This is a genomic window from Corynebacterium sp. HMSC074A01, assembly GCF_001831515.1.
Lineage (GTDB): Bacteria > Actinomycetota > Actinomycetes > Mycobacteriales > Mycobacteriaceae > Corynebacterium.
The window spans coordinates 40,729-65,805 of sequence record NZ_KV825601.1 but is presented as its reverse complement, the minus strand read 5'-3'; the positions used below and the strand labels follow the sequence as shown (position 1 = coordinate 65,805).

22 protein-coding genes are annotated in these 25,077 nt (G+C 63.3%); 9 read left to right on the top strand and 13 right to left on the bottom strand.

Features of this window, described 5'->3' with window-relative positions; all coding sequences use genetic code 11:
* Window positions 1–11: 11 nt before the first annotated feature.
* The 5 genes from HMPREF2550_RS02810 to HMPREF2550_RS02790 all read right to left on the bottom strand — a co-directional run bounded on the left by HMPREF2550_RS02810 (window position 12) and on the right by HMPREF2550_RS02790 (window position 4,844).
* The gene (locus tag HMPREF2550_RS02810; RefSeq protein WP_246817440.1) at window positions 12–965 is read right to left on the bottom strand and encodes an ABC transporter substrate-binding protein; all 954 of its coding nucleotides are present in this window, start codon (window positions 963–965) and stop codon (window positions 12–14) included.
* A gap of 269 nt (window positions 966–1,234) precedes the next feature.
* Window positions 1,235–1,513 (bottom strand): hypothetical protein, encoded by a 279-nt coding sequence (locus HMPREF2550_RS02805; protein WP_070762923.1) that lies wholly within the window; start codon window positions 1,511–1,513, stop codon window positions 1,235–1,237.
* Between the two features lie 48 nt (window positions 1,514–1,561).
* A complete protein-coding gene (locus HMPREF2550_RS02800) occupies window positions 1,562–2,812 on the bottom strand; it encodes a benzoate/H(+) symporter BenE family transporter (protein ID WP_070762924.1) in 1,251 nt (416 codons plus the stop codon).
* Window positions 2,813–2,840: 28 nt separating this feature from the next.
* Entirely contained in the window at window positions 2,841–4,058 is a 1,218-nt protein-coding gene (locus HMPREF2550_RS02795; protein WP_070762925.1) for an acetyl-CoA C-acetyltransferase, read from the bottom strand.
* A gap of 18 nt (window positions 4,059–4,076) precedes the next feature.
* On the bottom strand, window positions 4,077–4,844 hold the full coding sequence (locus HMPREF2550_RS02790) for an IclR family transcriptional regulator domain-containing protein (RefSeq protein ID WP_141757801.1): 768 nt from the start codon (window positions 4,842–4,844) through the stop codon (window positions 4,077–4,079).
* 151 nt (window positions 4,845–4,995) lie between these two features.
* Between HMPREF2550_RS02790 and HMPREF2550_RS02785 the strand changes: the two genes are divergently transcribed.
* Window positions 4,996–5,739 (top strand): CoA transferase subunit A, encoded by a 744-nt coding sequence (locus tag HMPREF2550_RS02785; protein WP_070762927.1) that lies wholly within the window; start codon window positions 4,996–4,998, stop codon window positions 5,737–5,739.
* A complete protein-coding gene (locus tag HMPREF2550_RS02780) occupies window positions 5,740–6,378 on the top strand; it encodes a 3-oxoacid CoA-transferase subunit B (RefSeq protein WP_070762928.1) in 639 nt (212 codons plus the stop codon).
* Window positions 6,379–6,641: 263 nt separating this feature from the next.
* On the opposite strand, the gene catC is transcribed toward HMPREF2550_RS02780, so the two are convergent.
* Genes catC through benA form a run of 6 tightly spaced genes read right to left on the bottom strand, consistent with a single transcriptional unit; the run spans window position 6,642 to window position 13,545 of the window.
* The gene (gene catC, locus HMPREF2550_RS02775) at window positions 6,642–6,932 is read right to left on the bottom strand and encodes a muconolactone Delta-isomerase (RefSeq protein WP_038592875.1); all 291 of its coding nucleotides are present in this window, start codon (window positions 6,930–6,932) and stop codon (window positions 6,642–6,644) included.
* 22 nt (window positions 6,933–6,954) lie between these two features.
* Window positions 6,955–9,570, bottom strand: coding sequence for a LuxR family transcriptional regulator (locus tag HMPREF2550_RS02770; RefSeq protein ID WP_070789559.1), 2,616 nt, complete (start codon window positions 9,568–9,570; stop codon window positions 6,955–6,957).
* Between the two features lie 27 nt (window positions 9,571–9,597).
* Window positions 9,598–10,407: a 1,6-dihydroxycyclohexa-2,4-diene-1-carboxylate dehydrogenase gene (locus HMPREF2550_RS02765; RefSeq protein ID WP_070762940.1), complete on the bottom strand. Its 810-nt coding sequence runs from the start codon at window positions 10,405–10,407 to the stop codon at window positions 9,598–9,600.
* A 60-nt stretch (window positions 10,408–10,467) separates the two neighbouring features.
* Window positions 10,468–11,529 (bottom strand): benzoate 1,2-dioxygenase electron transfer component BenC, encoded by a 1,062-nt coding sequence (gene benC / locus HMPREF2550_RS02760; protein ID WP_070762930.1) that lies wholly within the window; start codon window positions 11,527–11,529, stop codon window positions 10,468–10,470.
* 10 nt (window positions 11,530–11,539) lie between these two features.
* Window positions 11,540–12,037: a benzoate 1,2-dioxygenase small subunit gene (gene benB / locus HMPREF2550_RS02755; protein ID WP_070762931.1), complete on the bottom strand. Its 498-nt coding sequence runs from the start codon at window positions 12,035–12,037 to the stop codon at window positions 11,540–11,542.
* 32 nt (window positions 12,038–12,069) lie between these two features.
* Entirely contained in the window at window positions 12,070–13,545 is a 1,476-nt protein-coding gene (gene benA / locus HMPREF2550_RS02750) for a benzoate 1,2-dioxygenase large subunit (protein WP_070789557.1), read from the bottom strand.
* 381 nt (window positions 13,546–13,926) lie between these two features.
* Between benA and catA the strand changes: the two genes are divergently transcribed.
* From catA to HMPREF2550_RS11775, 3 genes are all read left to right on the top strand, one after another.
* On the top strand, window positions 13,927–14,787 hold the full coding sequence (gene catA, locus HMPREF2550_RS02745) for a catechol 1,2-dioxygenase (protein WP_070789555.1): 861 nt from the start codon (window positions 13,927–13,929) through the stop codon (window positions 14,785–14,787).
* A 116-nt stretch (window positions 14,788–14,903) separates the two neighbouring features.
* The gene (locus tag HMPREF2550_RS02740; RefSeq protein ID WP_070789553.1) at window positions 14,904–16,043 is read left to right on the top strand and encodes a muconate/chloromuconate family cycloisomerase; all 1,140 of its coding nucleotides are present in this window, start codon (window positions 14,904–14,906) and stop codon (window positions 16,041–16,043) included.
* Between the two features lie 297 nt (window positions 16,044–16,340).
* On the top strand, window positions 16,341–17,447 hold the full coding sequence (locus tag HMPREF2550_RS11775; RefSeq protein WP_210399945.1) for a 2-keto-3-deoxygluconate permease: 1,107 nt from the start codon (window positions 16,341–16,343) through the stop codon (window positions 17,445–17,447).
* A gap of 147 nt (window positions 17,448–17,594) precedes the next feature.
* On the opposite strand, the gene HMPREF2550_RS02730 is transcribed toward HMPREF2550_RS11775, so the two are convergent.
* Together HMPREF2550_RS02730 and HMPREF2550_RS02725 are read right to left on the bottom strand one after the other, a co-directional pair.
* Window positions 17,595–18,365, bottom strand: a complete 771-nt coding sequence (locus HMPREF2550_RS02730) for an alpha/beta fold hydrolase (protein WP_070789549.1) — start codon at window positions 18,363–18,365, stop codon at window positions 17,595–17,597.
* A 22-nt stretch (window positions 18,366–18,387) separates the two neighbouring features.
* Window positions 18,388–19,584 (bottom strand): ATP-binding protein, encoded by a 1,197-nt coding sequence (locus HMPREF2550_RS02725; RefSeq protein WP_083319745.1) that lies wholly within the window; start codon window positions 19,582–19,584, stop codon window positions 18,388–18,390.
* 203 nt (window positions 19,585–19,787) lie between these two features.
* Here HMPREF2550_RS02725 and HMPREF2550_RS02720 point away from each other — a divergent pair, with 203 nt between their 5' ends.
* From HMPREF2550_RS02720 to HMPREF2550_RS02705, 4 genes are read left to right on the top strand one after another with little or no spacing between them, the layout of a single operon-like run.
* Complete coding sequence (locus tag HMPREF2550_RS02720) at window positions 19,788–21,734, top strand: glycosyltransferase (protein ID WP_256380810.1); 1,947 nt, start codon at window positions 19,788–19,790, stop codon at window positions 21,732–21,734.
* A complete protein-coding gene (locus HMPREF2550_RS02715) occupies window positions 21,724–22,251 on the top strand; it encodes a phosphatase PAP2 family protein (RefSeq protein WP_070762266.1) in 528 nt (175 codons plus the stop codon). Before HMPREF2550_RS02720 ends, HMPREF2550_RS02715 begins: the two co-directional genes overlap by 11 nt.
* Window positions 22,248–23,246, top strand: coding sequence for a decaprenyl-phosphate phosphoribosyltransferase (locus HMPREF2550_RS02710; protein ID WP_070789547.1), 999 nt, complete (start codon window positions 22,248–22,250; stop codon window positions 23,244–23,246). Before HMPREF2550_RS02715 ends, HMPREF2550_RS02710 begins: the two co-directional genes overlap by 4 nt.
* Before the next feature lie 13 nt (window positions 23,247–23,259).
* The gene (locus tag HMPREF2550_RS02705; RefSeq protein ID WP_070789545.1) at window positions 23,260–25,077 is read left to right on the top strand and encodes an arabinofuranosyltransferase AftB family protein; all 1,818 of its coding nucleotides are present in this window, start codon (window positions 23,260–23,262) and stop codon (window positions 25,075–25,077) included.

Below are 25,077 nucleotides of genomic sequence, written 5' to 3'. Positions count from 1 at the left end.
CCCTGAAATGCCTAGAGCTGTTGCTCGAATTGCTCGATTGCGTACGGGATAGTGAGGGGGTTGGGCATGCTCATTGCGTTGGCCGTGTCGGTGTCGAGCCAATAGAGCCCGCCACGCTTGTTGACGTCAAGGTCCATGAAGTTCTCGTCATTCTTCAGCGCATCGATCGCGCCGTAGTAGTCCAACACGAAGAGGTAGTCCACGTCGTTGAAATCTGCGTAGTTCTCGGGCGACCAGTCGAGGAAGAAGCTGGAGCCATCACCGTTGAACTTCTCCGGAATCTTGAAGCCCAGTTTTTCGATGAAGGAGCCGCGGCCGTCGCCAGCGGTGTACACACCGAACTTCCCGTCGTAAGGCATGCCGATGACCGCTGTTTTCCCCTGCAGCTCTGGGTGTGCTTCGCGGAAGTCTTCGAATGCCTGCTCGGCGTCGTCGATAAGCTTTTGACCTTCGTCTTCCTTGTCTACGGCCTTGGAGATCTCTTTGACCTGTGCATCCCAAGGGACCTGCCAATCCTGGTACTCATCCGAGTGGAAGGTGGTTGGCGCGATCTGCTCGAGCAGTGCCTTCTTGTCGTCCTCGAGACCGCTGTTTACTGCAATGATTTGTGTCGGGTTGAGCGAGGCCACCTTTTCCGCAGTGTCGGTGCTGAATTCGGTGGTGGTATCACGGATTGGGTTCGGGTTGACCGTGAGCTTGTCCTTGGCCCACGGTCCAAGTCCGGAGGGATCGCCCGAGCCCTCTTGCTCCCAGGTGGCGTAACCGACCGGTTGCTCGCCCAGGGCAAGGAGCGTATCGACGTCGCCAAGACCCAGTGCCACGATGCGCTCGTCTGACCCGTTGGCATCGGAAGCTTCGGGAGCGGCTGTTGGGCCGCTTGCTTCGCTCGAACAGCTGGCAAGCATGAATGCCGCGGTGACAGTGGCTGCGATTGCCTTGAAGGGACGAGAGGTAAAGAGTGCCAAGGTTGCACCTTCCGTAGATGGTTAAAGAATATCGAGTTAGGCATAGCTAACCTAACGAAAGTATTCTAAGGCATGCCTTGCCTCATGGGCAATGTCTGTCTACGCGCTTGGAACGGGGGCAACACACATCGAGTCGCTGTGCGCGGGCAGCGCGTACAGCGTCGTGAAAGCGGCCGTCCACAGGGAAAGCCGTACAACGTGTCTCGTTTTCTAGATCAGGCGGCGGCTTGAGAAGACCCTCGTGCTGCGCACTGGCAGCGATATGACTATTAGCGCTGGCTGTACGGGTTGTCGTCGGGGTTGCCGAATTCGCGCTGGTAGTGCGCGTCCCAGTCGAAGCCCGCCTCTTCGCTGTTTTCCAGGTGCAGGGGATCGGCAGGCGCTTCGTCGCCTTCCGATTGAGCCGCGCGAATCAGCAGCACCACCCCGACGAGCGCGGCACCGATCGCCGTGAACACGCCGATCGAGCCGGAGAGGAACACGACGGCAAGCCCGGCGACGACAATCGCCAGGATGCCAAGCAGAAGATCCATCTTGGAATTGTTCATGGCACCGAGTATCCCGGTGGATTGCCCATCCGGCAAGGCAGCCGCAATCTACTTCGACGCGCGATCATCCATGAGAAACGCGATCGCGCACCCGATGATCAGGCCCCAAAAGGGAGAGGTGATGCTGAGGAATTTGAACTCGGAGACCGTGATCAAAAAGCACACCAGCGCGCCGAAGGGGTACTGGCCCGAAAAGCCTGCGAGGAAGGCATTCTTCAGCGAATTCAGCATCGCAATGCCCGCGAGTGCTGCGATGAAGGACGCCGGCATGGCCAGCATGAAGCCGACGAACGCTGGCGACGCCAACCCGACGGCGATCGCGCCGATGGCCGTGACCATCGCTGCGGCGTAGTGCCGCGAGCGATTGGGGCCAGAGACAATCAAGGCGTTAGTGGGGCCGGCCAGGCAGGTCGTTACGTTGCCGATGAAAGCCATCGGGAGTGATACCAGTCCGGCGGCTGCCGAGGCCAAGTTCACGCCCGGCCTGTGCCCGGCCGCGGTGAGCACGGCGACACCCTGGCCGTTTTGCACCACCACGACTGTGATGGCCAGCGGCAACACCAGCTCGACCATGGCTGCCCAGCTGAACTGCGGCATGATCAGCTCCGACTGGGCGAAGATCCCGTTGTCGAGGATGCCCTCCGAGACCCGGCCGAGCATAAACGCGAGCGCGGTGCCGACGATGGCGGCCACGGCAACGGCCGGGGCGAAGCGCGCGATGCCCTGCACCGCCGGATGATTGATGGAGAGCAGGACAAACACCAGGATCATCGGCAGGACGATCGGTGGGTCGTCGATAGCCACTTCGATCAGCCCGAGTCCGAAGTGGAGGAAGATACCCGCCACCATCGCCTGCACGATGGTGGGCGGCAGCACCGCCATGAATCTTCCGATGAGGCCAGTCCAGCCGAGGAGGAAGACGAGCACCGCGGTGGCGACGTACGCGCCAATGACTTCCGCGAACGCGAGGTGCGTGAGCGCGTCTCCGACAAGTACTGTGCCGGGGATCGTCCAGAAGAACGCGTACGGCGTCCGATAGAGCCAGGTGAGAAACAGCGTCAGCAGGCCGTTGCCCAGGAAGGCTCCGAGAATCCAGGATGAGGTCTCGTCTGGTGAGAGGTTGCCAGCCGTCGCTGCCGCGAGAATGACGGCGATCGGACCCGAGGCGGAGAAGATGAGCGCGACCAGCCCGTTGCCTATTTCAAGCGGGCCGAGGTCGCGCCGTATGTCTCTAAGGCTTGGGCGCTGGCGCGTCGGGCGCTCAATGGCTCCGAGCGCTGTGAGATGGGGCGCTGTCATAGGGTTACACCGTCCCTTGCTCGTCGGTTTACGCCTTCTCAATCACCGCGGCCAAGCCCTGGCCACCGCCGATGCACATGGTCACCAGGGCGCGCTTGGCGTCGGTGCGCTGCATCTCGTGGGAGGCGGTGACCAGCATGCGGGCGCCGGTGGCACCCACGGGGTGGCCGAGCGAGATGCCGGAGCCGACCGGGTTGACGCGCGGGTCGTCCTCGGAGATGCCCCAGGCGTCCAGCACCGCCAGGGCCTGGGCGGCGAAGGCCTCGTTGAGCTCGATGAGATCGATGTCGTCGAAGGAGATACCGAGGCGGTCAAAGAGCTTCTCGGTCGCGGCGACCGGACCGATGCCCATGGTCTCCGGGGCCACGCCGGCGACGGCCCAGCCGCGCAGGACGGCAGCCGGGTTAAGGCCCAGCTCTTCGGCCTTCTCGCGCGTGGTCACGATCATGGCGGCGGCACCGTCGTTCTGGCCGGAGGCGTTGCCGGCGGTCACGGTGGCACCGTCCAGCTTCTTACCCATGACCGGGCGCAGCTTGGCCAAGGACTCGGTGGAGGTGTTCGGGCGGATGTGCTCGTCTTTGTCCACCACGATCGGGTCGCCCTTGCGCTGCGGGACAGAGACGGGGACGATTTCCTCGTCGAACTTGCCCGCCTCCTGGGCTGCGGCGGCGAGCTTGTGGGAGTTCACGGCGAGTGTGTCCTGGCGGTCGCGGGCAATGGAGTATTCATCGCGCAGGTTCTCGGCGGTCTCGATCATGCCGCCCGGGATCGGGTGGTGCTTGCCGCCGGCCTGCTCGCGGCCCTCCTGCAGGCGGTCCTTGAACTCGAGGTTGCCGCCCTTGGCACCCCAGCGGATCTTGCCGTCCACCGTGTACTCGGTGTTCGACATGGACTCGGCACCGCCGGCGATGATCAGGTCGGCCGCGCCGGAGGCGATGTGGGCTGCGGCAGTGGCCACTGCCTGCAGGCCGGAGCCGCAACGGCGGTCCAGCTGCATGCCGGGGACGTCTACGCCCAGTTCTGCGTCGAGGGCGACCACGCGGCCCAGGGCAGGCGCGGCACCGTTGGGGGAGGCCTGGCCGAGGATGATGTCGTCGATAAGCGAGCCTTCGATGCCCGCCTCCTTGATGACCTCGGTGACGACGGTCGCGGCGAGCTCTTGGACAGGCACGCCGACAAACGCGCCGCCGTAGCGGCCGACTGCGGTGCGCTTCGGGTTGCAAATGACGATCTCTGGCTGGTTCATGAGTAGTCCTTTCAGGGATTAGACGTTGTTGTGCGTGGCCATGAGGTCACGGGTGATGGCCTCGGCGGTGTTGAGCAGCTGCGGCAAGAGGTTGTCCACAAGCTGTTCGTAGGGGTGCGCCGCCACGTGGGTGGAGACGTTGACCGCGGCGACCGTCCTGCCCGTGGAGTCGCGTACGGGGGCGGCGATCGAGCGCAGTCCCGCCTCGAGCTCCTGATCCACCACGCACCAGCCGGCATCCCGGATGTTGCGCAGCGCGCTGCGCAGGGTGTCCGGGTCCGTGATGGTCGACGGGGTGATCGGTTCGAGGGGGTCGGCGAGGTACTCGTCAATTTGCGCATCGTCGAGCCCCGCCAGGAGGACGCGCCCCATGGAGGTCGCGTGCGCTGGGAAGCGGGTGCCGATGGTGATGTTCACGCTCATGATGCGGCTGGCCGCGGAGCGCGCGACGTAAACCACGTCAGATCCGTCGAGCACGGACAGCGAGCAGGACTCGTTGAGCGTGCGCGAGAGCGCCTCCAGATGCGGCTGCGCGATAGTTGGCAGCCCGAGGCTGGAGAGGTAGGCGTAGCCCAGTTCCAGCATTTTCGGGGTGAGCCAGAACTCTGCACCGTCGGTGGCGGCGTAGCCCTCGGCGATGAGCGTGTGCAGAAAGCGGCGCGTGGTCGCGCGGGCGAGCCCGGTCGCGTCGGCAACCTGTGCGAGGGTGCGACGGGGGTGCTCGGCGTCGAAAGCGCGGATGACCGCAAGACCACGGACCAGCGACTGCACGGTTTGTACTTGCATCGGGTCTCCTTTTTGCAGCTCAGGGGCGTTTTTGCGCGCCATGTCACGGGGCACATTGCGCACTGGAATGTGCGCTGCATCCCACTGTACTCCAAAAATGTTCGCGTTGAGAACCCTTGTGCAGTCTTCGAACGGGCGCTAGGGTGGAGTCATGCTGAACAAAGTTGTGACATCAATCGACGAGGCGGTGGCTGATATCGGCGACGGCGCCTCGATCGCCGTCGGCGGCTTCGGTCTCGTCGGCATCCCTGCCCGTCTCATCGACGCGCTGCGTAAGCAGGGCGCCGGTGAGTTGACCATCATCTCCAATAACCTGGGAACCGACGGCTTTGGCCTTGGCCTGCTGCTGAAGGACGGCAAGATCGCCCGCTCCATCGGCTCCTACCTGGGGACTAACAAGGAGTACGCGCGCCAGTACCTCGAGGGTGAGCTCACCGTGGAGTTCACCCCGCAGGGCACGCTTGCCGAGCGGATGCGTGCAGGCGGCGCCGGCGTGCCCGCCTTCTACACCAAGGCGGGCGTGGGCACCCCGCTGGCTAGCGGCGAGATCCCGGTGCGTTACAACCCGGACGGCTCGATCGCCGAGTACTCCAAGCCGAAGGAGATCCGCGAGTTCAACGGTGAGCAGTACGTGCTGGAAGAGGCGCTGACCCCGGACTTCTCGTTTGTGCACGCAAAGAAGGCGGACCGCTACGGCAACCTCGTCTTTAATAAGACGGCCCGCAACTTCAACCCCGACGTTGCCACTTGCGGCAAGACCACCATCGTCCAGGCGGAGGAAGTCGTGGACACCATCGACCCGGCAGAGGTGGACCTGCCCGGTATCTACGTTGACCGCGTTGTTGAGGTTGGCCCGCAAGAAACAGGCATCGAGTTTAGGACGGTGAGCAAGTAAATGAGCTGGAACCGCGAAGAAATGGCGGCACGCGCAGCGAAGGAGCTGCGCGACGGCCAGTACGTCAACCTGGGCATCGGTATGCCCACGCTGATCCCGGGCTTTCTGCCCGAGGGGATCGAGGTGGTGCTGCACTCCGAGAACGGCATCCTCGGCGTCGGTGCCTACCCGCACGAGGACGAGGTGGATCCGGAGCTGATTAACGCCGGCAAGGAAACCATCACGGTGGCCAACGGCGGCTCCTTCTTCTCATCCTCCGATTCTTTCGGCATGATTCGCTCCCGCGCGATCGACGTCGCCGTCCTCGGCGCGATGGAGGTCTCCCAGTATGGCGACCTGGCCAACTGGATGATCCCGGGCAAGATGGTCAAGGGCATGGGCGGTGCGATGGACCTGGTCCACGGCGCCAAGGAAATCATCCTGCTCATGGAGCACACCACCAAAAAGGGCGCATCCAAGGTGCTCGAGGAGTGCCGCCTGCCGCTGACCGGCGCGAAGTGTGTCGACCTGATCATTACCAACCTTGCGGTCTTCAAGGTGGATCCGATGAAGGGGCTCACCCTGCTCGAGGTCGCGCCGGGCGAGACCGTCGAGTCCGTCCGCGAGGCAACCGAGGCTCCTTTCGAGGTTGCCGTGTAGCTGCGAGGTAGGGCCCGCAATTATCGACGCCCCGTCAACCACGTTTTCCGTGGTCGGCGGGGTGTTTTATTGTTTTCTCCGATAGTAGGCGTGGCACAATGCTTGACATCCACCAACTAATTCCCTATGGTTAACACAAAGTTAACAACAGGCGAATTGAAAGGAGAAGTGCAATGAAGTTCTGGAAGATCTTCCTGACCCACGAGACCAACACTGTTCTCCGTGCGATCGCAGCGGCCAGCCGTAGCGCCCACTAGCGCCAGCTAGTACGCCACGGCGTCCGTCACGTTCGGGTGGTCGGCCAAGGGGGTGACCTTAATCTTCATGTAGGGGTACATGGGGAACCCGGAGAGCACGGCGTGCAACTCATCGTTGTCACGAACGTCGTAAATCGAATAATTGGAGTACTCGCCAACTACCCGCCAGATACCTTTCATGGTGCCCTGGCGCTGGAGGTTGCCCGAGTACTCCTTTTCTTGTGCCTGGAAGTCGGCCACCTGCTCAGGGGTCAGGGACTCGGGGAAGGTGACGTCCATTCGTGCGAGAAACAGCATGTGTGTGTCCTTTCGATATGTCTTATTTACGTTCGAGTGCGCTCGCAAGCTCGTTGCGGGAACGGATCCCAAGCTTCCGGTACACCCTGGTCAAATGGTATTCCACAGTCTTGGTGGAAAGGTAGAACTCGTTTGCCACCTCCTTATTTGAAGCGCCGGTCGCCACCGCCCGGGCGATCTCTTCCTCCTGCGGGGTCAGCCCGGCAAAGCCATTGACCCGCTCGCCGAGCCCGCCTGCGCGCCGCTCTCGGTCCGCCAGGGCGACGAGTTCGTGCGCGCCCATCGCTTGAAAGAGAGAAGAGGCCTGGGCGAGTGCGTCGTCGGCCTGCTTGCGTCGCCCGAGGCGTCGTAAAGCGCGCCCATAGGCAAATAACAAGGTCGACTCGGCCGCGGGCAGCTGCCGGAACTGCAGGCGCTCGACCGCGTCCTGGAAGGTGCGCAGCCCAGCTGCGGTGTCGCCCCGCTGGATCAAGAGATTGGCGCGCGGCACGGCCAGGCGCGCGTGGACGGAGTCGATGTGGCTTGTCGCAGCGCGCGCCTCGGCCTCCTCGAGCACGGCCTCTGCCTTCTCGTGCTCCCCGGTGGCCAAAAGTGCCCGGGCGTAGAGGTCCTCCCAGGGCCAGAAGCCGGGCTGGGAGATGTCCGTGCGCTCCTGAATGACGGCGAGCTCACGGCCGAAGCGTACCGCCGTGCGGTAATCGCTCTTCGCAAGCGCGCTGCGCAGCTGGGTGAGCAGCGCGGGAACCCGCTGAATGACGAACGCGTCCTCGTTGAGCGTGAGACGGTTGGTATACGAGGCAGCCAGCGAGTGCTCACCGCGTAGCTGGGCGCAGGCGGTGCCCGTCCACAGCAGCAGCGGGGAGAGGAACTCAAGTCCGTGCTGCTCCGCGCGGGAGAGTCCCCGCTCGACGACCTGCAGCGCGTTGCCCGGTTCGCCCAGCAAGTAAAGGGTGCGGGCGAGCCACGCATCCATCCACACCACGATGCGGTGCGCGCCCTCCTGCCGGGTGGTGACCTGGAGGCGCTGCCGTGCCTCGGCGAGATTGTCGTGGACTGTGTTGAACCAGCCCAGGGTCATCTCGCGTCGAAACGCGAGCACCGGAGTCTCACGCGGCTCCTCTTCGTAAGTAGGGATCGTGCCGCGCAGCACGCCTTCGGCCATCGTGGAAAGGTAGCGGGTGTCGGCGATGGTCAGAAAGTCTTCGCCGGCTTCGCGGCGGGTGATATTCGCCCACCGGATGATCTCTTCCGGCTCCCACTCGTGCAGGTGGAACAGCGTGCGGCGCGCGGCTATCGACGCCCGCAGCGGGGCTGTCTCCTCTGCCTTGCCTGCCTCGTTCCAGGCGCGTTCCAGCAGCGTGTCGGCGGCGTTGCGCTGGCCCTCATGGATGGCCAAGAAGCCTCGGACCGAATCGACGTGCGGGTCGACATCCGTGGCCGGCAATGTGGACGCGTGCAGTTTGGCCTGCCGGATATCGGAGCCAGAAATGAGGGACTCGACGGCCGAGAGCGTGTGGCGTTCCTCCAAGTTCACGTTCTGGGCAATGGTAGCTGCGAGCAGCTGGAAACGGGCGGCGTCTAACCACTGCCCGGCCCTGCCGAGTGCGGCGGCGCGCTCTAGCAGCGCGCGGGTGACGTTCGGATCGCGCGCGGGCTGGCTCTGCGCCCAGTGGAAGGTAGACGCGTTCAGGTTACCGCGGTTGGTATAGAACGTGGCGGCTTTTGCGTGGAGCGCCCGCATAAACGGGATGTCGGCGCCGGCGCGCACGGCGGCGCGATCGGTGGTGTGGCGGAAGTAGACGAAGCGCTGTCCACCCAACAGGTGGATACCCAGTACTCCGGCGTTGAGTGCGGCGGAAAACGTCTCCTCCATCCCGGGCAGGATGGACTCTAAAAGGGTAAGCGGCTGGGGGCCATCGTCGTAGCTGACCAGCGCAGTGGCGAGAAGAAGCTCCCGCATTTTCCGCTGCTCCGCCTCTGGGCAGCGGCGCAAAAGTGCGGCGTGCCAGTCGTCGGGAACGCGCAAAAGTGGGGCCTCGGTGCTCCAGTGGTCCGCCGGATATTGCCCCAGCAGCTGGCGAACATAGGCGGGATTGCCGCCGGTGATCACGCGCATCTGCGTGGCAGTTTGCGCCGTGATACTTGCGCCGACCGCTTGAGATATGAAGCGCTGCACCTCGCCGGTGTCCATTGGCGGGATCTCAAAGACCGCGTCGACTGCGCTGCGCAGCTCGAGCGGGTCCGCGTCGGAATCGACGGTAAGCAGTAGCGCAGCGTTACCCGCAGACACCGAGCGGACCGCGCTGAGCAGGGCACGTATCGACGCCCGGTCAGCCCACTGCGCGTGATCCACGCAAATCAGCGGCGCCGGGTCGTATCCCTCATCCGGGGCGGGGACAAGTGGGTGGCCGAGTCGGCCTTCCACGATGCGTTGGATGTAGCCCTCGTTGTCCTGCTCCCACTCGAGTGCGCCAACCTGGACTCTCTTCCAGTCGGTCAACGGGGTAGTCAGCCGTGCCACCATGTCGGACTTGCCCGCCCCTGCTGGGCCAGAGACTAGGGCGGCGTAGCCGACGCCCTCAGGTAGGGAGAGCAGTGCATGCTGGATCTCCCGCTCGAGGTATGACTCAGTTAACATCCCATCCTGCATGTTGTGTAACTTACGCTAACCTTGGTCGCCGCCCGCAACGGGGAGGACGGAACCAGTGATGTAGCTGGCCTCCTTGGAGGCGAGGAACACGATCGGCGCGACCTGCTCGTCGAGCGTGCCGTAGCGGCCCATCACAGTGGAATCGATAGTCTGATCCACGATCTGCTGGTACCACTGCTTTTCCTGCTCGCCTTCCGGGCCCGGGCCACGCGGCACGCGGCGCTCCGGGGCGAGCGTGCCGCCCGGGGCGGTGGCCACGACGCGGACGTTTTTCTCTGCCGCCTCCAGCGCAAGCGCTGAGGTCAGCGCGTTCACCCCGCCCTTGGAGGCTGCGTACGGCACGCGATTGACCCCGCGCGTGGCCACGGAGGAGACATTGACGATCGTGCCGCCGCCGTTGGCAATCAGCTCCGGTAGCTCCGCGCGCACTGACCACAGGGTGGTAAACAGCGAGCGGTTGATCTCCTTGGTGATCTCCTCTTCCGAGTAGTGCTCGAAGGGCTTGGCCCAGATCGTGCCGCCCACGTTGTTGATGCACACGTCGAGAGAGCCGACGGCCTCCCGTGCCTGCGCCACCGCGTCCTGCGCTCCGGCGAAGGTCTCCAGATCCGCTGTGGCCGAGCCAACCGCGCCACAGGTGAGCTCGCAGAGCGACTCGGCGACCTCATGTACGATCTCGGAGCGGTCCACTAGGAACACTGAGCCGTTTTCGCGCGCGATTCGCTCTGCCACCGCGCGGCCGATGCCCTGGGCGGCACCGGTAATCAGTACGCTCTGGTGGCGGAAGCGACTTGGGGTGAACAGGCCGGTGGCCTGGTCGTCCACATCGGCGGCGGGAACTGCGCCCACTTCACTTTGCGTCTCGTGGTGTCCAGCCACTTGTGCTTACACCTCCTGCGACTCTTTGGGCGCGGATGGCACGGTCGGGTTGAACTTCTCGAAGTAGAAGTTGCGCGGCGGCGTGGCTTGTGCTTCCAGGTAGGTGCGCACGGCTTCCACCATCGGCGGCGGGCCGCACAGGTAGACGTCGGCCTCGCCATCGTGCAGGTGCTCGGAAGCATCCAAGTGGTCAGTGACGTAGCCCTTGCGCTCGTGCTCCGCCTCCGGGTCGGCCAGCACGGTGGTGTAGTCGAAGTCCGGGAGTGTTTCCTTGAACCCGTCGAGGCGCTCCAGCTCCACCAGCTCGTCGGCAAAGGTTGCACCGTAGATCAGACGCACCGGCACGTCGAGCTTCTCGTCGCGGGAGAGCTTCTCCAGGATTGCCATGATGGGGGCAAGTCCGGTACCACCCGCGAGCAGCAGGATCGGGTCGAGCGGCTCGCGCAGGAAGAAGGAACCGACCGGCCCTTCCAGCTTGAGGCGATCGCCCACCTTTGCGCGTTCATCCAGGTAGGTGGACATGAGCCCGCTCGGGGTGTGCTTGATCAAAAACGTCGCCACGTCGTCGGAGACATCCGAGGAGAAGGAATAGGAGCGGTGGTCCTCGCTGCCCGGGACGGTGATGTTGACGTACTGGCCGGCCAGGAAGTTAAGCGCCTCGTTATTGTCCACCTTCACGCCGAGGCGGTAGATGGAGCTGCCCAGGCGGGTGAGATCCACGATCTCGCCTTCGAAGGTCTGCGTGCCGGTCTTGGCCATCTCGGAGGTTGAGGCGATGTGGACGACCATGTCGGTCAGCGGCTTGGTCTGGCAGGCGAGGATGTAGCCGTCGGCAGCTTCATCGGCGCTCAGGGCGTCGTCGACGTAGTCGCCTTCTTCGAAGTCGCCGGCGTCGCAAAACGCCTTGCAAGTACCGCAGGCACCGTCGCGGCAGTCGAAGGGGATGTTGATCTTGGCCTGGTAGGCGGCATCCGCGATCGTCTCGTCTTCGGCGCAATCGATGAAGCGGGTGACACCGTCTTCGAAGGCGAGCGCAACCTTGTACTGGGTGATTTCTGGTGCAGTCATGGTGGGCTCCTTAGACCTGGTAGATGTCCACGACGTGGTGGATGTAGTCGTTCTTCAGCACGATCTTCTTCTTCGCAATGCGCAGTTTCTCCCCGCTGGTATCCAGGGTGAGGAAGGTCGTGCCGAAGTAGTGGTCGGTGTGGTTGTAGCGGAAGTAGTAGGAGATCCAGTTGAAGCGGATATCCACCTCGCCGTCGCGGCGCTCGAGGATTTCCACGTTGGTGATGTTGTGGTTGGTGCGCGGCTCCGGGATCGAGGTTGCCGAGGAGCGCTCCGTGCGGATACGGAAAACGCGGTCTTCCAGTCCCGCGCGGGTGGGGTAGTAGATCAGCGAGATCTCCTGCTGCGGGTCCTGGGTGAGCGTGTCGTCAACGTCCCAGGCTGGCATCCAGTACTCGGCGTCTTCGCGGTAGCACTCGAGCCACTCTTCGAAGTTGCGGTCGTCCAGAAGGCGCGCCTCGTAGTAGAGAAAGTCTTCAATCTCGGTGCGGGAAATGGTCTGTGACATGGGGGTTCTCCTTGAAAAGTTGAGGGGGCTGGCTACCTACGACGACGGCGACGTGCTGGGCGCTCGGAGGCGGCTGCGGCCTTGGCTGCGGCGCGCTGCTTCGCCTTTTCGACGGTCGCCGCTGAGGAGTCCCGGTCATTAGCTACTTCCTTAGCCTCGCCGGACTCTTCGCGCTCGATCGCACTCAGCATGACTTCTTCCCAGTAGCCGTGCTGGATGGGGTAGAGACCCTCGTCCTCGGTGCGGGCGCCGGAGGAGAGCACCGTGTTCATGCCGAGCTCTTTGGCCTTCTCGTTCTGGCCCTCGACCTGCTGCTTCTGCCCGCGTGTCATGTCGTTCCAGGGGAAAGAGGATGCCTGGTAGGTCTTCTGGCAGGAGCGGAACTCCTCCAAATCGTCCGGGGTGGCCATACCGGTGGCGTTGAAGAAGTCTTCGTACTGGCGGATGCGCTTTGCGCGCGCCTCAGCCGATTCGCCCTTGGGGGCGATGCAGTAGATGGTCACCTCGGTCTGGTCGACGCCCTTCGGCTCCAAGCGGCGGATCTGCGTGGAGAACTGGTCCATGATGTAGACATTCGGGTACAGGCACAGGTTGCGCGAAGCGCCCACCATGAACTCGCCGCGGGCCTCGCCGTGGAGCTCCTTGAGCGTGTCCAGGCGGTCGAAGAGCGGGCGGTCCTCCGGGTTGGACCAGGTCGACCAGAGTGCAAGGTGGCCGTTGGGGAAAGAGAAGTAGCCGCCGCCCTGCTCGCCCCACTTGCCGGCGTCCATCGCCTTGGTGTCGTTCTTGGAGTCGCCGGTGGTGCGGCGTGAGGTGGTTGCCGCGTAGTTCCAGTGGGTGGAGGAGACGTGGTAGCCGTCGGCTCCGTTTTCTGCCTGCAGCTTCCAGTTGCCGTCGAAGGTGTAGGTGGAAGCGCCCTTGAGCACCTCGAGGCCCTCCGGCGACTGGTCGATGAGCATGTCCAAGAAGACCTTGGCGTCGCCCAGGTGATCCTCGAGCGGGACGACGTCGGCGCTCAGCGAGCCGAAGAGGAAGCCGCGGTAGGACTCGAACTTCGGTACAACGCGCAGGTTGTGGGAGCCGTCGGTGTTGAAGTTATCCGGGTAGCCGCCGTCCTTTTCGTCCTTGACCTTGATCAAGGTGCCGTCGTTGGAGAAGGTCCAGCCGTGGAAGGGGCAGGTGATGGTCAGGCGGTTATCTACCTTCTTGCGGCAGAGCATTGCGCCGCGGTGGGAGCAAGCGTTGATCAGGCAGTTGAGCTCGCCGTCCTTGGAGCGGGTGATCACCACCGGCTGGCGGCCAATGTTGGTGGTGAAGTAGTCGCCTGGGTTGGGGATCTGGGATTCGTGGGCGAGGAAGAGCCAGTTGCCCTCGAAGATGTACTTCATTTCCAGTTCAAAGATCTCCTCATCGGTGAAGATCTCGCGGTTGACGCGGACGATGCCCTCCTCCGGGCGGTCGTCGAGTGCGCGGGAAAGGATGTCTCGTGCGGATGTCGCGGCCGTCATCGGGTGGCCCCTTTCAAACTCTGTCGTGAACGTGATCTGACTCACTGCGAGTCGGCTGGCAGCAATGATGCCCCCGGGTGCCAGGGGCTTGCATTAGGGAAATTTCTAGGGTTGGCCCAGGGTTGTTGGGAAAATGGTCAATGTGCTGCACGAATGGCCGATATGGCTGTTGTGGAATGGATCTACCCCTTACCCCTAGGGGAGAACCTAGCTCTTACCTAGGGGCGCATGATGTTTGTGCTGGTAGGTGCGCCAAGTGGTGTTTTGTGGTGCCTGCATTTGCAAAAACTCCTTGTGTTTGCCGGTGTGATGCAACACACTTGGCTTCACCGAGTGGTGCCACTCACTCAATCAGGATTCACGCCCTACCAAGGAGGAACCATGACCGAGGCAAACCTGCAGCACGAAGACCCGACCGCGAAGGGTTCGGGTAACGCGGCGACTGCTGCGTTCCAGAACCACATCTACAAGTCGGATACGTCCAAGGAGCGCGCGAACGAGATCTACACGGATCTGCTCAAGGCGATTGCTGATGTCGCGCACAAGCACCAGGTGACCTATGACGAGTACCGCGTGCTCAAGGACTGGATGATCAAGGTCGGCGAGTACGGCGAGTGGCCGCTGTGGCTCGACGTGTTCGTTGAGCACGAGATCGAGGAGATCAACTACAACCGCCACGACTACACCGGCACCAAGGGCTCGATTGAGGGCCCGTACTACGTCCCGGATGCCCCGGAGCTGCCGTGGAAGACCACCATGCCGATGCGTGAGTCTGACAAGCAGTCCGAGCAGCTGATCTTTAAAGGCCAGGTCACCGATGTCGACGGCAACGGCCTCGGTGGTGCGACCGTGGAGCTGTGGCACGCGGATGAGGAGGGTTACTACTCCCAGTACGCGCCGGGGATTCCGGAGTGGAACCTGCGCGGCACGATCGTGACCAATGAGAATGGCGAGTACGAGATCACCACGGTCAAGCCTGCGCCGTACATGATTCCGCACGATGGCCCGACTGGTTGGTTCATCGCGTCCTATGGTGGTCACCCGTGGCGTCCGGCGCACCTGCACCTGCGTGTCAAGCAGCCTGGTTTCCGTGAGATCACCACGCAGCTGTACTTCCGTGGTGGCGACTACGTGGACAACGACGTGGCAACCGCTGTGAAGCCGGAGCTGATCTTGGATCCGACGCCGGGCGAGTCCGGTCTGGACGAGGTCACCTACAACTTCGCACTGGACAAGAGCTAGTCACAAGCTAGTTTCGTCGCTTCCTTACCTGGATGAAGGCCCCCGCCATACATTGGCGTGGGGCCTTGACCCGTACTCTGCCCCACAACATATATAAGGACAACAGCGTGACAACTATGAATACTGATGCTGATCTGCGCATCGAACGCGTGGAAACCCGCCTTCTCGACGTCCCTCTCTTCCGTCCCCACGGTTTTGCCACCTACACCGCCACCGCGCAGCCGATCCTGCTGGTCAGTGTGCATCTTTCCGGAGGCGTGACCGGCTACGGCGAGGGTGTGGTCCCCGGTGGCCCATGGTGGGGTGGCGAATCCGCCGAAACCATGCAGGTGATCGTCGAGCGCTACCTCGCGCCCGTCATGGTGGGCCGCCAGGTCAACGAGCTCGCCGGTATCATGCAGGACTTCGAGGCCGTAGTGGCCAACATGCGCTTTGCCAAGGCCGCTTGCGACGTCGCCATGCACGACGCCTGGGCGCGAGCGCTCGACGTCCCGGTGCGCGACCTGCTCGGCGGGCGCGTCCGCGACGAGATCGACCTGACCTGGGCGCTCGGCGTGCTCCCGCTCGAGGAGGCTGTCGCGGAGATCACCGAGCGCATGGAGACTATGGGCACGCGATCCTTCAAACTGAAGATGGGGGCCGGCGACCCGGATCGGGATACCCGTCGCATCGCCAGCCTCGCCGCCGAGCTGCGTAACTCCGGCAAGGAGGTGGGCCTGCGTATCGACGTCAACGCGCGCTGGGACCGCCTCACCGCGCTGCGCTACCTCCCGCGGCTTGCCGACGCCGGCGTGGAACTCTTCGAACAGCCCACCCCAGCCCACGAGCTGGACACGCTGCGAGAGCTGACCACTCGCATCGGCGTGCCCGTGATGGCGGACGAGTCCGTCTGCTCCCCGGCCGATGCGCTCGCGGTCGTGCAGGCGAAAGCTGCCGACGTCGTGGCGATCAAGACCACCAAGCTCGGCGGCCTGCTGGAATCGAAGAAAGCCGCGGCCATCGCAGGCGCAGCAGGCCTGGCCTGCCACGGCGCGACCTCACTCGAGGGGCCGTTCGGCACCGCCGCCTCGCTGCACTTTGCCTGCACAACCCCGGAGATCACCTTCGGCTCGGAGCTCTTTGGCCCGCTGCTACTCAAGGAGAGCTACACCACCGAGCAGCTGGACTACTCCGATGGCGTGGTGCGCCTGCCCGAAGGTCCGGGACTCGGGCTCGAGCCGGACTGGGACAAGATCGAGCACTTCACGCGGCAATGATTTTTGAGTGCCAGGTCCTTCGCGTAGTCGGGTGATCTGCGATGGACTTGGGCGCATTAGATCTCACTGATAAGTCAGGGGTGCGGAATCTGTACATCGGGTTCCGCACCTGAGCTCAATTTCTAAGTGGCTCTTTACTTCGCGAATCCGTCGTTGAAATTGGGAGCGGCGGCCAGTGAGGATGCTCCCCTGCAGAAGGACGAAGGACAGTCCAACCAATCAGCAGTATCGAAATCAATTTAGGTAGCAGGAAGAAAATGTAGTTCGTCATTAGACAACTGAAACTGGAGAACCATTGTGGATACATTATTGAGAAAAATTGGGAAAATCCCCGGTGCCCTAATGGTGGTGCCGCTACTCGCCGGAGCGTTGACAAATACATTTGCCGGTGAAGCTCTTGAGATTGGTAGTTTTACCACGGCTCTTTTCCGCGATGGGACAACGGTGCTGATTGCGCTGTTTTTCGTTGCAGTAGGCTCTCAGATCAATATCAAATCGGCAGTTCCTTCGTTGGAGAAAGGGGCTGTCTTGCTGGTGGCAAAGCTCGCCGTTGCCGTCGCTGTTGGACTCGGGATCGCGTTTCTTACTCCCGATGGCACATTGTGGGGGCTGCTCCCGCTGGCCGTAGTGGCAGCAATGTCGAATTCGAGCGGCTCACTTTACGTAGCGCTTACTTCGCAGTTTGGCTCGAAAACCGATAAGGGAGCCATTTCGGTTCTTTCAATAAATGACGGACCATTCTTGACGATGATTGCGCTTGGTGCTGCGGGATTGGCAGATTTTCCTGTGCAGTCACTAGTCGCAGCGATTCTTCCGTTAGTAATTGGATTCGTTCTCGGAAACACCTCTACTCTGGCTCGAGAGTTTCTGAAGCCAGGCGAGCAGCTCATTATCCCTTTCGCGGGCTTTGCGATCGGCGCAGGGATTGATTTTGGTGAACTGATTCGCTCCGGTTTGGCGGGCGTATTCCTGGGATTCGTGGTTCTCCTGTTTTCCGGTAGTGCCACCATTGGCGCGATCTACCTGTGGCATCGAGTTAAGCGACACCCCAAAGAAACTCGAAACTTGGTCGGTGGAGCTGCCGAATCAGCAGTGGCAGGAAATGCTATTGCAACTCCGGCAGCTATTGCGCAAATTGACCCCGCCTACCAGTCAATCGTTGGCGAAGCTACTGCTCAAGTGGCAACTGCAGTAGTTGTTACTACGTTCCTTACTCCGTTCCTTGTTGCTTTCATCGCGAAGTGGCAGCAACGTCGCGGAGTCGATCCAGTCAAGGAAGATGAGCTTTTCGGTGCGGCGGAGAATGAAGGAAACCAGAGTGATGAACGCAAGGCAACGCATCTGAGCTTTGTGGAAAGTGGAAGTCGCCTTCCCGGCGCTGCTTATCTCCATGAGAAAGAGTAGCCGTACACTAAACGATTCTCGACGGGACTAGCGGGTCGTTGAAACTGAGTACGGAACCATAATTGCTAGACGCCCCGTTGGTTCCGGGGTAAGCGAAGCCCCGGAACCATTTGTTCCGAGGCTTCGACTAATACCCTTCCTCTGTTCCTAAGCCGAGAGGAAGGTACGCAGCGCGCGCGTGACTTCCTCCGGCACCTCCACGGTGGGGACGTGCCCGCCGGAGCTGAGGGTGATGGACTCCGCCTCGCCGCCGACGTGCTCCGCAATCGCGTGGACCACCTCGGGCGGGGTGGAGGGGTCGACCGCGCCGGAGATAGTGAGCACTGGCACGGTGATGTTGCCAAGCTCCTCGGTGTAGTCCCACCCGGCCAGGGCATCGGCGCCGACGGCGTAGCCCTCGCCGCGGGTGGACAGGATCATCCTGGTCAGCGCGTCGGTAAGTGCGGGGTGGCTGGCGCGGTACTCAGGCGTGAGCCACAGCTCGATCGCGCCGCGCGCGCGGGTTTCCATGCCCTCGGCGCGGGTTTCTTCCGCGCGCGGCACCCACTTGTCCGGGCCACCGAAGTAGGGAGCGGTGCACATGAAGACCGCCTTGGTCACTCGCCCGCTGGTCGCGGTGAGGTACTGTGCGATCGCCCCGCCGAGGGAGAGCCCGACGATGGCGAACTCGTCGACCCCGAGCACATCCAGGGTGTCGAGCACGTTGTTGGCCAGGTCGTTGATGGTGGTCTCGCCCGGCAGTGCCTGCGGGTCGGGGGACTGGCCGTGGCCGGGGTGGTCGATGGCGATGACACGGAAGTCCTTGGACAGGGAATCCAGCTGCGGCAGCCACATATCGGTGGTCGAGGCGATGGAGCCGAGGAACACCACCGGCTGGGCGTCGCGGGGGCCAAAGTCTACAGAGTGCAAAATCGTCATGCGGACAGTCTAGTGGGCAGCGCTAGGCCTTGTGGTTTTCTGGGGGAAAGGACAGCTGCTCCATTGCATCAGCCGCCGGGTGGTCGCGGAGATACTCCCGGATATAGGGGAGCTCATAATCCACAAAGCCACGCCCGGTCGGCCGGATCATCTCGGCTTCGATGAGGCGCCTCCTGTACGTGCCTGCATACTGGGTATCCACGCCCATTCGCTCGGCGATGTCTGCCATACGCGACGGGCCGTCGTCTTGCGACATGGCGGTCAAGAACGTGCGGTCGACATCGGAGAGATCAGCTAAGGACGGCTCGTGCACGAGCTCGCCAAGCTTACGGCGGGCGGTGACGATGCCCGCACGCACTGCCGATTCGTCGATAATGCCCTCGTGTGCGCTGCGGAACGCGTGTTGCCCGACGAGCTGGATCATAAACGGGTAGCCGCCAGTCGCTTCGGTACCGAGCGCGAGCGCCTCTGGGGTCCACGCGATATCCACTTCGCGAGCGGGAGCTTCGAGGGCGTCAGCGACGTCGGCAAGCGGCACGAGCCCCATCTCGATCCGATTCGCGCGGCGAAGGAAGGTGACCGGATTGCGTCCCTCGTTTGCAGCGAGCAGGGGCTTCACTGCGCCAGGGATGCCCGCCATCGCGACGGCGATTTCGCGGTCTTCGCGGATCATGTGCTGCATTGTTGTGCCGAACTCAATGATGTCGCTCATATACGCGTAATGCAGCTCATCCAGCGTGATGAGGATGCCGGTGGGTGCCTGGCCGCGCTGCTGATCCATCTGCTCTAGAAGCGCAAAGCACTCCTCCAGCGTGGACCGCAGCGAGGGAGGCGGGGCTTGGTCGGCGGTACGATCGAAGCTCAGGCCGCCCCAGCCGAAGGGGAGATTGATACTGCCAAGCCGGGCATTATCCGGCTGTGCTTCTCGCATCTTCCGGAGCAACGTGTCGCGGATGCGCTCGTTGAAATGCTCGGTGGTGGTTTCCGAGATCACAATCCAAGACTGTTGCCGTGCGGCCTCCTCGAACTCGTTGAGGAGTACGGTCTTGCCAATGCCACGCGGGCCGGTGACGATGGAAATCCGCTCGTGGGTGCCGGGGCCGTCGTAAAGCGCCTCGGCGAAGTCCTGGACGTAGGAGTCGCGGCCCGCCACAACGGGAGGGGTTTTGCCCATGGTGGCGGTGTACGGGTTGCGGGGGCGTCGCGGCAGCTGTGGCATGAGGCACCTCGTTTTTACTCGTTACTATTCTTACTATTCTTACTACTGTTACTATTCCGGCGCTGCGCAACCGGTCCTGTATTCCCGCCTGAAAACCCCGCCGCCGCGCGAGCCGCGCGAGGCAATTGGGCTCCAAGCCATTACGCTGGGGTGGAACTGTCTTGAAAGTGCATCCAGTACACCGACATTGGAAGTGAGACCTCTTGGATACGCAGATTGCCGTGGAGACGCTGGCGCGCGTGCTCATGCCGCGCAAGGGGGAGCCGCACGACGTGCGCTCGCTCTATCTGATCGAAGCGGAGCAGAATAAGCAGCGCCTGCGGTGGGCCGACCGGACGAGCCTGACGGTGCCGGAGGGGCAGGAGGTCAGCTTCGAGACGTACTTCAACGCCTTCCCGGCCTCCTACTGGCGTCGCTGGTCCCAGCTGGACCGGGTGGTGCTCGCCATGGATGTGCAGGGCGCGGCCACCATTTCGCTCTACCGCTCCAAGCACGACGGCGTGCGCATCAGCGTCAAGAACGTCGAGGTCGCTGACGAGCACGTGGAGATCCCGCTGGAGCTGAAGAACTTCGAGGACGGCGGCTGGATCTGGTTCGACGTGACCGCGGAGACCGAGACCACCATCACGAACGCAGCATGGTGCGCCGATCGGGCCCCGGAGGCGCAGAAGCTTCACGACGGCACGTCGCTGCCACCCCAGCCCAAGCAGGTCGCCGTGGGCATCCCCACCTTCAACCGCCCCCGCGATGCGGTCAACGCACTGCACGCGCTGGCGGAGGACCCGGAGGTCGAAGCGCACATCAGCCACGTGCTCATGCCGGACCAGGGCAACCAGCACCCGGCGGACGAGCCGGACTTCGCCGAGGCGCAGGCGGCACTCGGCGACAAGCTGCGCATCTTCTCCCAGGGCAACCTGGGCGGCTCGGGCGGCTACAGCCGCATCATGTACGAGGGGCTGAATAATACGGACGCCCCGTACATCCTCTACATGGACGACGACATTGCGATCGAGCCTGACTCCATCCTCCGCGCAGTACAGGCAGCCCGCTATGCGCGCACCCCGATCCTGGTCGGTGGCCAGATGCTCAACCTGCAGGACCGCGCGCAGCTGCGCACGACCGGCGAAGCCGTGGACCGCGCCACCTTCATGTGGGGCGCGGCCGAGCACGCGGTCTACGACCACGACTTTTCCAAGTACCCACTCGGCTACGTCGGCACCGAGCAGGAGGAACTGGACCCGCGCAAGACCACTTCGCGCGCGCTGCACCGCCGCATCGATGTGGACTACAACGGCTGGTGGATGAACCTCTTCCCCCGCGCCGTGGCCGAGCAGCTCGGCCTGCCGCTGCCGCTGTTTATCAAGTGGGACGACACCGAGTACGCACTGCGCGCCAAGGAGGCCGGCTACCCCACGGTGACGTGGCCGGGCGTGGCGATCTGGCACATGGCCTGGGCAGATAAGGATGACGCGATTGATTGGCAGGCGTACTTCCACCTGCGCAACCGCCTCATCGTCGCCGCGATGTACGGCCCGGACGCCGCCGACGGCATCCTGCGCAACATGCTGAAGTCCACCTACAAGCACATCATGTGCATGGAGTACTCCACCATGGCCATTCAGGTCGAGGCGATGAAGGACTTCCTCAAGGGCCCCGACCAGCTTTTCGACGTCCTGGAGTCCTCCCTGCCGCGCATCCAGAAGGTCCGCCAGCAGTACCCGGACGCCAAGGTCGTCGCTTCCGCCTCCGAGCTGCCCGCGCCCACCGGCGCGCCGGGCGTGCCGACCAAGAACATTGGTGGGCGACTGGCCAAGGTGAAGAAACTGCCGTGGGCGTTCAAGGCACTGCGCCACCAGCTGCGCGCCGAGGACCGCGCGCATTGGGACGCCCCGCAGCTCAACCTCACTGCAGAAGAAGCCCGCTGGTACACGCTGGCGCGCGTCGATTCGGCCACCGTCTCTACCGCGGGTGGCACTGGCGTGGCCTTCCGTAAGCGCGACAAAGCAACCAGCGACGCCCTGCTGAAGCAGACGAAGGAGCTGCAGGCGGAGATCAAGCAGCGCTGGCCTGAGCTGCAGAAGGAATACCGCGCGGCGCTGCCGCGTCTGACCAGCCACGAGGAGTGGGGGAAGATTTTCGATGCCCAGTAGTCCTTTTCCAGCACTCGATACCCGCGAGGCGAAAGCACTGATCGCCCTGCAGAACCGCGTCTACGCCCCGGCCACCGTCAAGGCGGCCCGTACGCTGAGCCACTTCGGCGAGCATGACTTGGGCTGGATGGGTGTTGCGGCGGTGGGCGCGGCGTCGACAAGCAAAAATCGGCGCAAGTGGCTCGCGCTCGGCGTGGGCACCTTCTGCGCGCACGCGGCGAGCGTGGTGCTCAAGCGCATCGTGCGCAGGCCGCGCCCGCATGACGCCGGTATCAAGATCGGCGTGAAGACACCCTCGCAGCTGTCCTTCCCCTCCTCGCACGCCACGAACACGGCCGCGGCGGCGGTGCACCTGGCGGATATTACGGGGAAGAAGTGGCCGTGGCTGCTCGTGCCGGTGATGATGTGTTCGCGTAACGTGCTCGGGGTGCATTACCCTACGGACACGCTGGCGGGTGCCGCGCTTGGTGCGGTAGTGGCCAGGGTTGTAGTTGAGGCGGAAAGGAAAACTCGATGACCGAGAGCCAGCAGGGCACAGATAAGGTGTACGACGAGCCGCTGTTTAAGCCGGAGCCGCACACCTCCGGGGTGGATATCAGCACGAAGCGCCAGCCCCCGAAGAACCTGCCGGATGCGATGATCAAGGGCCTGCGGCCGAAGCAGTGGGTCAAGAACGTCCTGGTGCTCGCCGCGCCGCTCGCCGCCGGTAACTTTAATGGCCAGACGCTTCTCGACGTCGCGCTCGCCTTCATCGTCTTCTGCCTCGGTGCGTCCTCCATCTACCTGGTCAACGACGCCCTGGATGTGGAGTCCGACCGGGAGCATCCCACGAAGCGTTTCCGCCCGATCGCCTCGGGCATGCTGCCGATCAAGCTGGCCTTCGGCATGGCGGTGGCGCTCATCGTCGGTGCGATTGGCCTGTCCTTCCTTGCCACCGACGGCCCGGCGCTCGCCCTGGTCATCGGCATCTACATCGCCCTGCAGCTGGGGTACTGCTTCGGCTGGAAGCACATCCCGGTGATCGATATCGCGCTGGTGTCGTCTGGCTTCATGCTGCGCACCATGGCCGGCGGCGTGGCCGCCAACATCGATCTGTCGCAGTGGTTCCTGCTGGTCGCGGCCTTCGGCTCGCTGTTTATGGCCTCGGGTAAGCGCTACGCCGAGATGCTGCTGGCACAGGAAACTGGCGCGAAGATCCGCAAGGCGCTGGAGGGCTACACCGCTACTTACCTGCGCTTTGTCTGGACCCTTTCGGCCACGGCCGTGGTGATGAGCTACGCGCTGTGGGGCTTCCAGCTCTCGAATGCCACCGACGGCCCGGCCGCGATCTGGTACCAGATTTCCATGGTGCCCTTCGTCATCGCTATCCTGCGCTACGCTGCGGAAGTCGACGGCGGCCAGGGTGGCGCGCCGGACGAGATCGCGCTGGAGGACCGCGTGCTGCAGCTGCTCGCGCTCGCGTGGATCCTGTGCATCGTCATGGCTGTTTACGTCATTCCAGCGCTGGCTTAGTAGTATCGCTGGAATGAATAAACAGGCCCGCCTTTCCCTGCTCGTCGCAGCGGCAATTGCGGGCATCTTCGCGTTTTGGGGTGGCTACACCCGGCGCTGGATGTCCGACGACGGGCTCATCGTGCTGCGTACGGTGCGCAACCTGCTTGCCGGCAACGGACCAGTTTTTAACGTCGGCGAGCGGGTCGAAGCGAATACCTCCACGCTGTGGCAGTACCTGATTGCTGCCTTCGGCTGGCTTACCGGAGCCCGGCTGGAGAGCGTGGCGATGTGGCTTGCGCTCGCCTGCACGGTTGTCGCCGCCGTGTGCGCCACCTACGGGGCGGGCAAGTTCTGGCAGGTACAGCAGGTCGCGCCCGTTATCCCCTTCGGCATCATCGTCTATCTCGCGCTTCCGCCCGCCCGCGACTTCGCCACCTCCGGCCTGGAGTGGGGCTTAAGCTTAAGCTGGATCGCGGTGTGGTGGGTGCTGCTGGTGCACTGGGCCAGCCCGCAGGGCAAGCGGGCGAAGCCGATCCCCGGCTACTGGCTGGCGTTTTGGTGCGGGTTGTCTTGGCTGGTGCGCCCGGAGCTGGCGCTCTACGGCGGGGTCACCGGCATCGTCCTGCTGGCGTACAGCCCGAAGAAGACGCTGGGGATTCTCGGGGCGGCGCTGCCCGTGCCCGCCGCTTACCAAATTTTCCGCATGGGCTACTACGGGTTGCTCACCCCGCACACCGCGGTGGCCAAGTCTGCCTCGGATTCCGAGTGGGCCCGCGGCTGGAACTACTTTGTGGACTTTGTTGGCTACTACTGGCTGTGGCTGCCGGTCATCGCCGTGGCTGCGGTAGCGGTGTGGCTGCTGCGACAGGAGCGGGGACGCAGGCTGGCCATCGTCCTTTTGACTAGCGGCTGCGCGCTCGTGCACATCCTGTACGTGCTGCGCGTGGGCGGCGATTTCATGCACGGGCGGATGTGGCTCTTCCCGCTGTTCGCGCTACTGCTGCCCGTGATGGCGATTCCCTTTACCCGGGTCACGGCCGCGGTGGCCACGGCGATCGTGGTGTGGGCGACGGTGACCGTCGTACGCGCGCACCCCATCGACTGGTTTGCCTATGATCGCGGCGAAAAAGAGCTCAATATTGTCGACGAGCGCGAGTTCTGGTCCTACGCCACCGGCAACAGCCCGGCCGACCCGCCGCTCTATGCCACGGATTTCTTGGGCTCCAAGCTCATGCAGAACTGGGTCCCCACGGTTGAGTCCGGCATGGAGCACAACGCCGGCCAGCTCAACATTGCCCTGGTGGAAAAAGACCCGGAGCGCTTCAACTGGTACTGGCGCCCGCGAATGGATGCGGACGAGCTTGCGGGCAGCGACTTGGCTGATCTGCCGATGACCGCGTACTTGACCAACTTAGGCATGACGAGCATGAACGCGCCGCTGGAGATGCGCGTGCTGGACACCGTCGGCCTAGCGACTCCGCTGGCAGGCCGCATGCCGCGCGACCCGGAGGGGCGCATCGGGCACGATAAGTACCTGCACCTGGAGTGGCAGGTGGCTGACTCGGCTACCAAGATCGACTCGATGCCCAAGGGCGTGGACCGTGAAGAGGCGCGGCAGGCGCGCGCCGCGCTGCGCTCCGAGGAGATCTCGGCACTGCTTGCTAGCTCGCGCGAGCCGATGAGCCGCCACCGTTTCTGGGAGAATGTGAAATATTCGCTGGGAGACGGTCGCTCGCTTCAGTTGGATGCGGATCCATCGGTCTACCTTGATGACGACACGCTGAAAGCGATCGAAAAGGGCGAAGACCCTGGGCTTTCGGGCACACAGATCGCCTGGCCGCGCAATTAA

Bases quoted from the DNA above. Each gene is read 5' to 3' on its own strand.
- HMPREF2550_RS02805 (WP_070762923.1), bottom strand. From the start codon at position 1,513: ATGAACAATTCCAAGATGGATCTTCTGCTTGGCATCCTGGCGATTGTC.
- HMPREF2550_RS02800 (WP_070762924.1), bottom strand. From the start codon at position 2,812: ATGACAGCGCCCCATCTCACAGCGCTCGGAGCCATTGAGCGCCCGACG.
- HMPREF2550_RS02795 (WP_070762925.1), bottom strand. From the start codon at position 4,058: ATGAACCAGCCAGAGATCGTCATTTGCAACCCGAAGCGCACCGCAGTC.
- HMPREF2550_RS02790 (WP_141757801.1), bottom strand. From the start codon at position 4,844: ATGCAAGTACAAACCGTGCAGTCGCTGGTCCGTGGTCTTGCGGTCATC.
- HMPREF2550_RS02785 (WP_070762927.1), top strand. From the start codon at position 4,996: ATGCTGAACAAAGTTGTGACATCAATCGACGAGGCGGTGGCTGATATC.
- HMPREF2550_RS02780 (WP_070762928.1), top strand. From the start codon at position 5,740: ATGAGCTGGAACCGCGAAGAAATGGCGGCACGCGCAGCGAAGGAGCTG.
- catC (WP_038592875.1), bottom strand. From the start codon at position 6,932: ATGCTGTTTCTCGCACGAATGGACGTCACCTTCCCCGAGTCCCTGACC.
- HMPREF2550_RS02770 (WP_070789559.1), bottom strand. From the start codon at position 9,570: ATGTTAACTGAGTCATACCTCGAGCGGGAGATCCAGCATGCACTGCTC.
- benC (WP_070762930.1), bottom strand. From the start codon at position 11,529: ATGACTGCACCAGAAATCACCCAGTACAAGGTTGCGCTCGCCTTCGAA.
- benB (WP_070762931.1), bottom strand. From the start codon at position 12,037: ATGTCACAGACCATTTCCCGCACCGAGATTGAAGACTTTCTCTACTAC.
- benA (WP_070789557.1), bottom strand. From the start codon at position 13,545: ATGACGGCCGCGACATCCGCACGAGACATCCTTTCCCGCGCACTCGAC.
- catA (WP_070789555.1), top strand. From the start codon at position 13,927: ATGACCGAGGCAAACCTGCAGCACGAAGACCCGACCGCGAAGGGTTCG.
- HMPREF2550_RS02740 (WP_070789553.1), top strand. From the start codon at position 14,904: ATGAATACTGATGCTGATCTGCGCATCGAACGCGTGGAAACCCGCCTT.
- HMPREF2550_RS02730 (WP_070789549.1), bottom strand. From the start codon at position 18,365: ATGACGATTTTGCACTCTGTAGACTTTGGCCCCCGCGACGCCCAGCCG.
- HMPREF2550_RS02725 (WP_083319745.1), bottom strand. From the start codon at position 19,584: ATGCCACAGCTGCCGCGACGCCCCCGCAACCCGTACACCGCCACCATG.
- HMPREF2550_RS02715 (WP_070762266.1), top strand. From the start codon at position 21,724: ATGCCCAGTAGTCCTTTTCCAGCACTCGATACCCGCGAGGCGAAAGCA.
- HMPREF2550_RS02710 (WP_070789547.1), top strand. From the start codon at position 22,248: ATGACCGAGAGCCAGCAGGGCACAGATAAGGTGTACGACGAGCCGCTG.
- HMPREF2550_RS02705 (WP_070789545.1), top strand. From the start codon at position 23,260: ATGAATAAACAGGCCCGCCTTTCCCTGCTCGTCGCAGCGGCAATTGCG.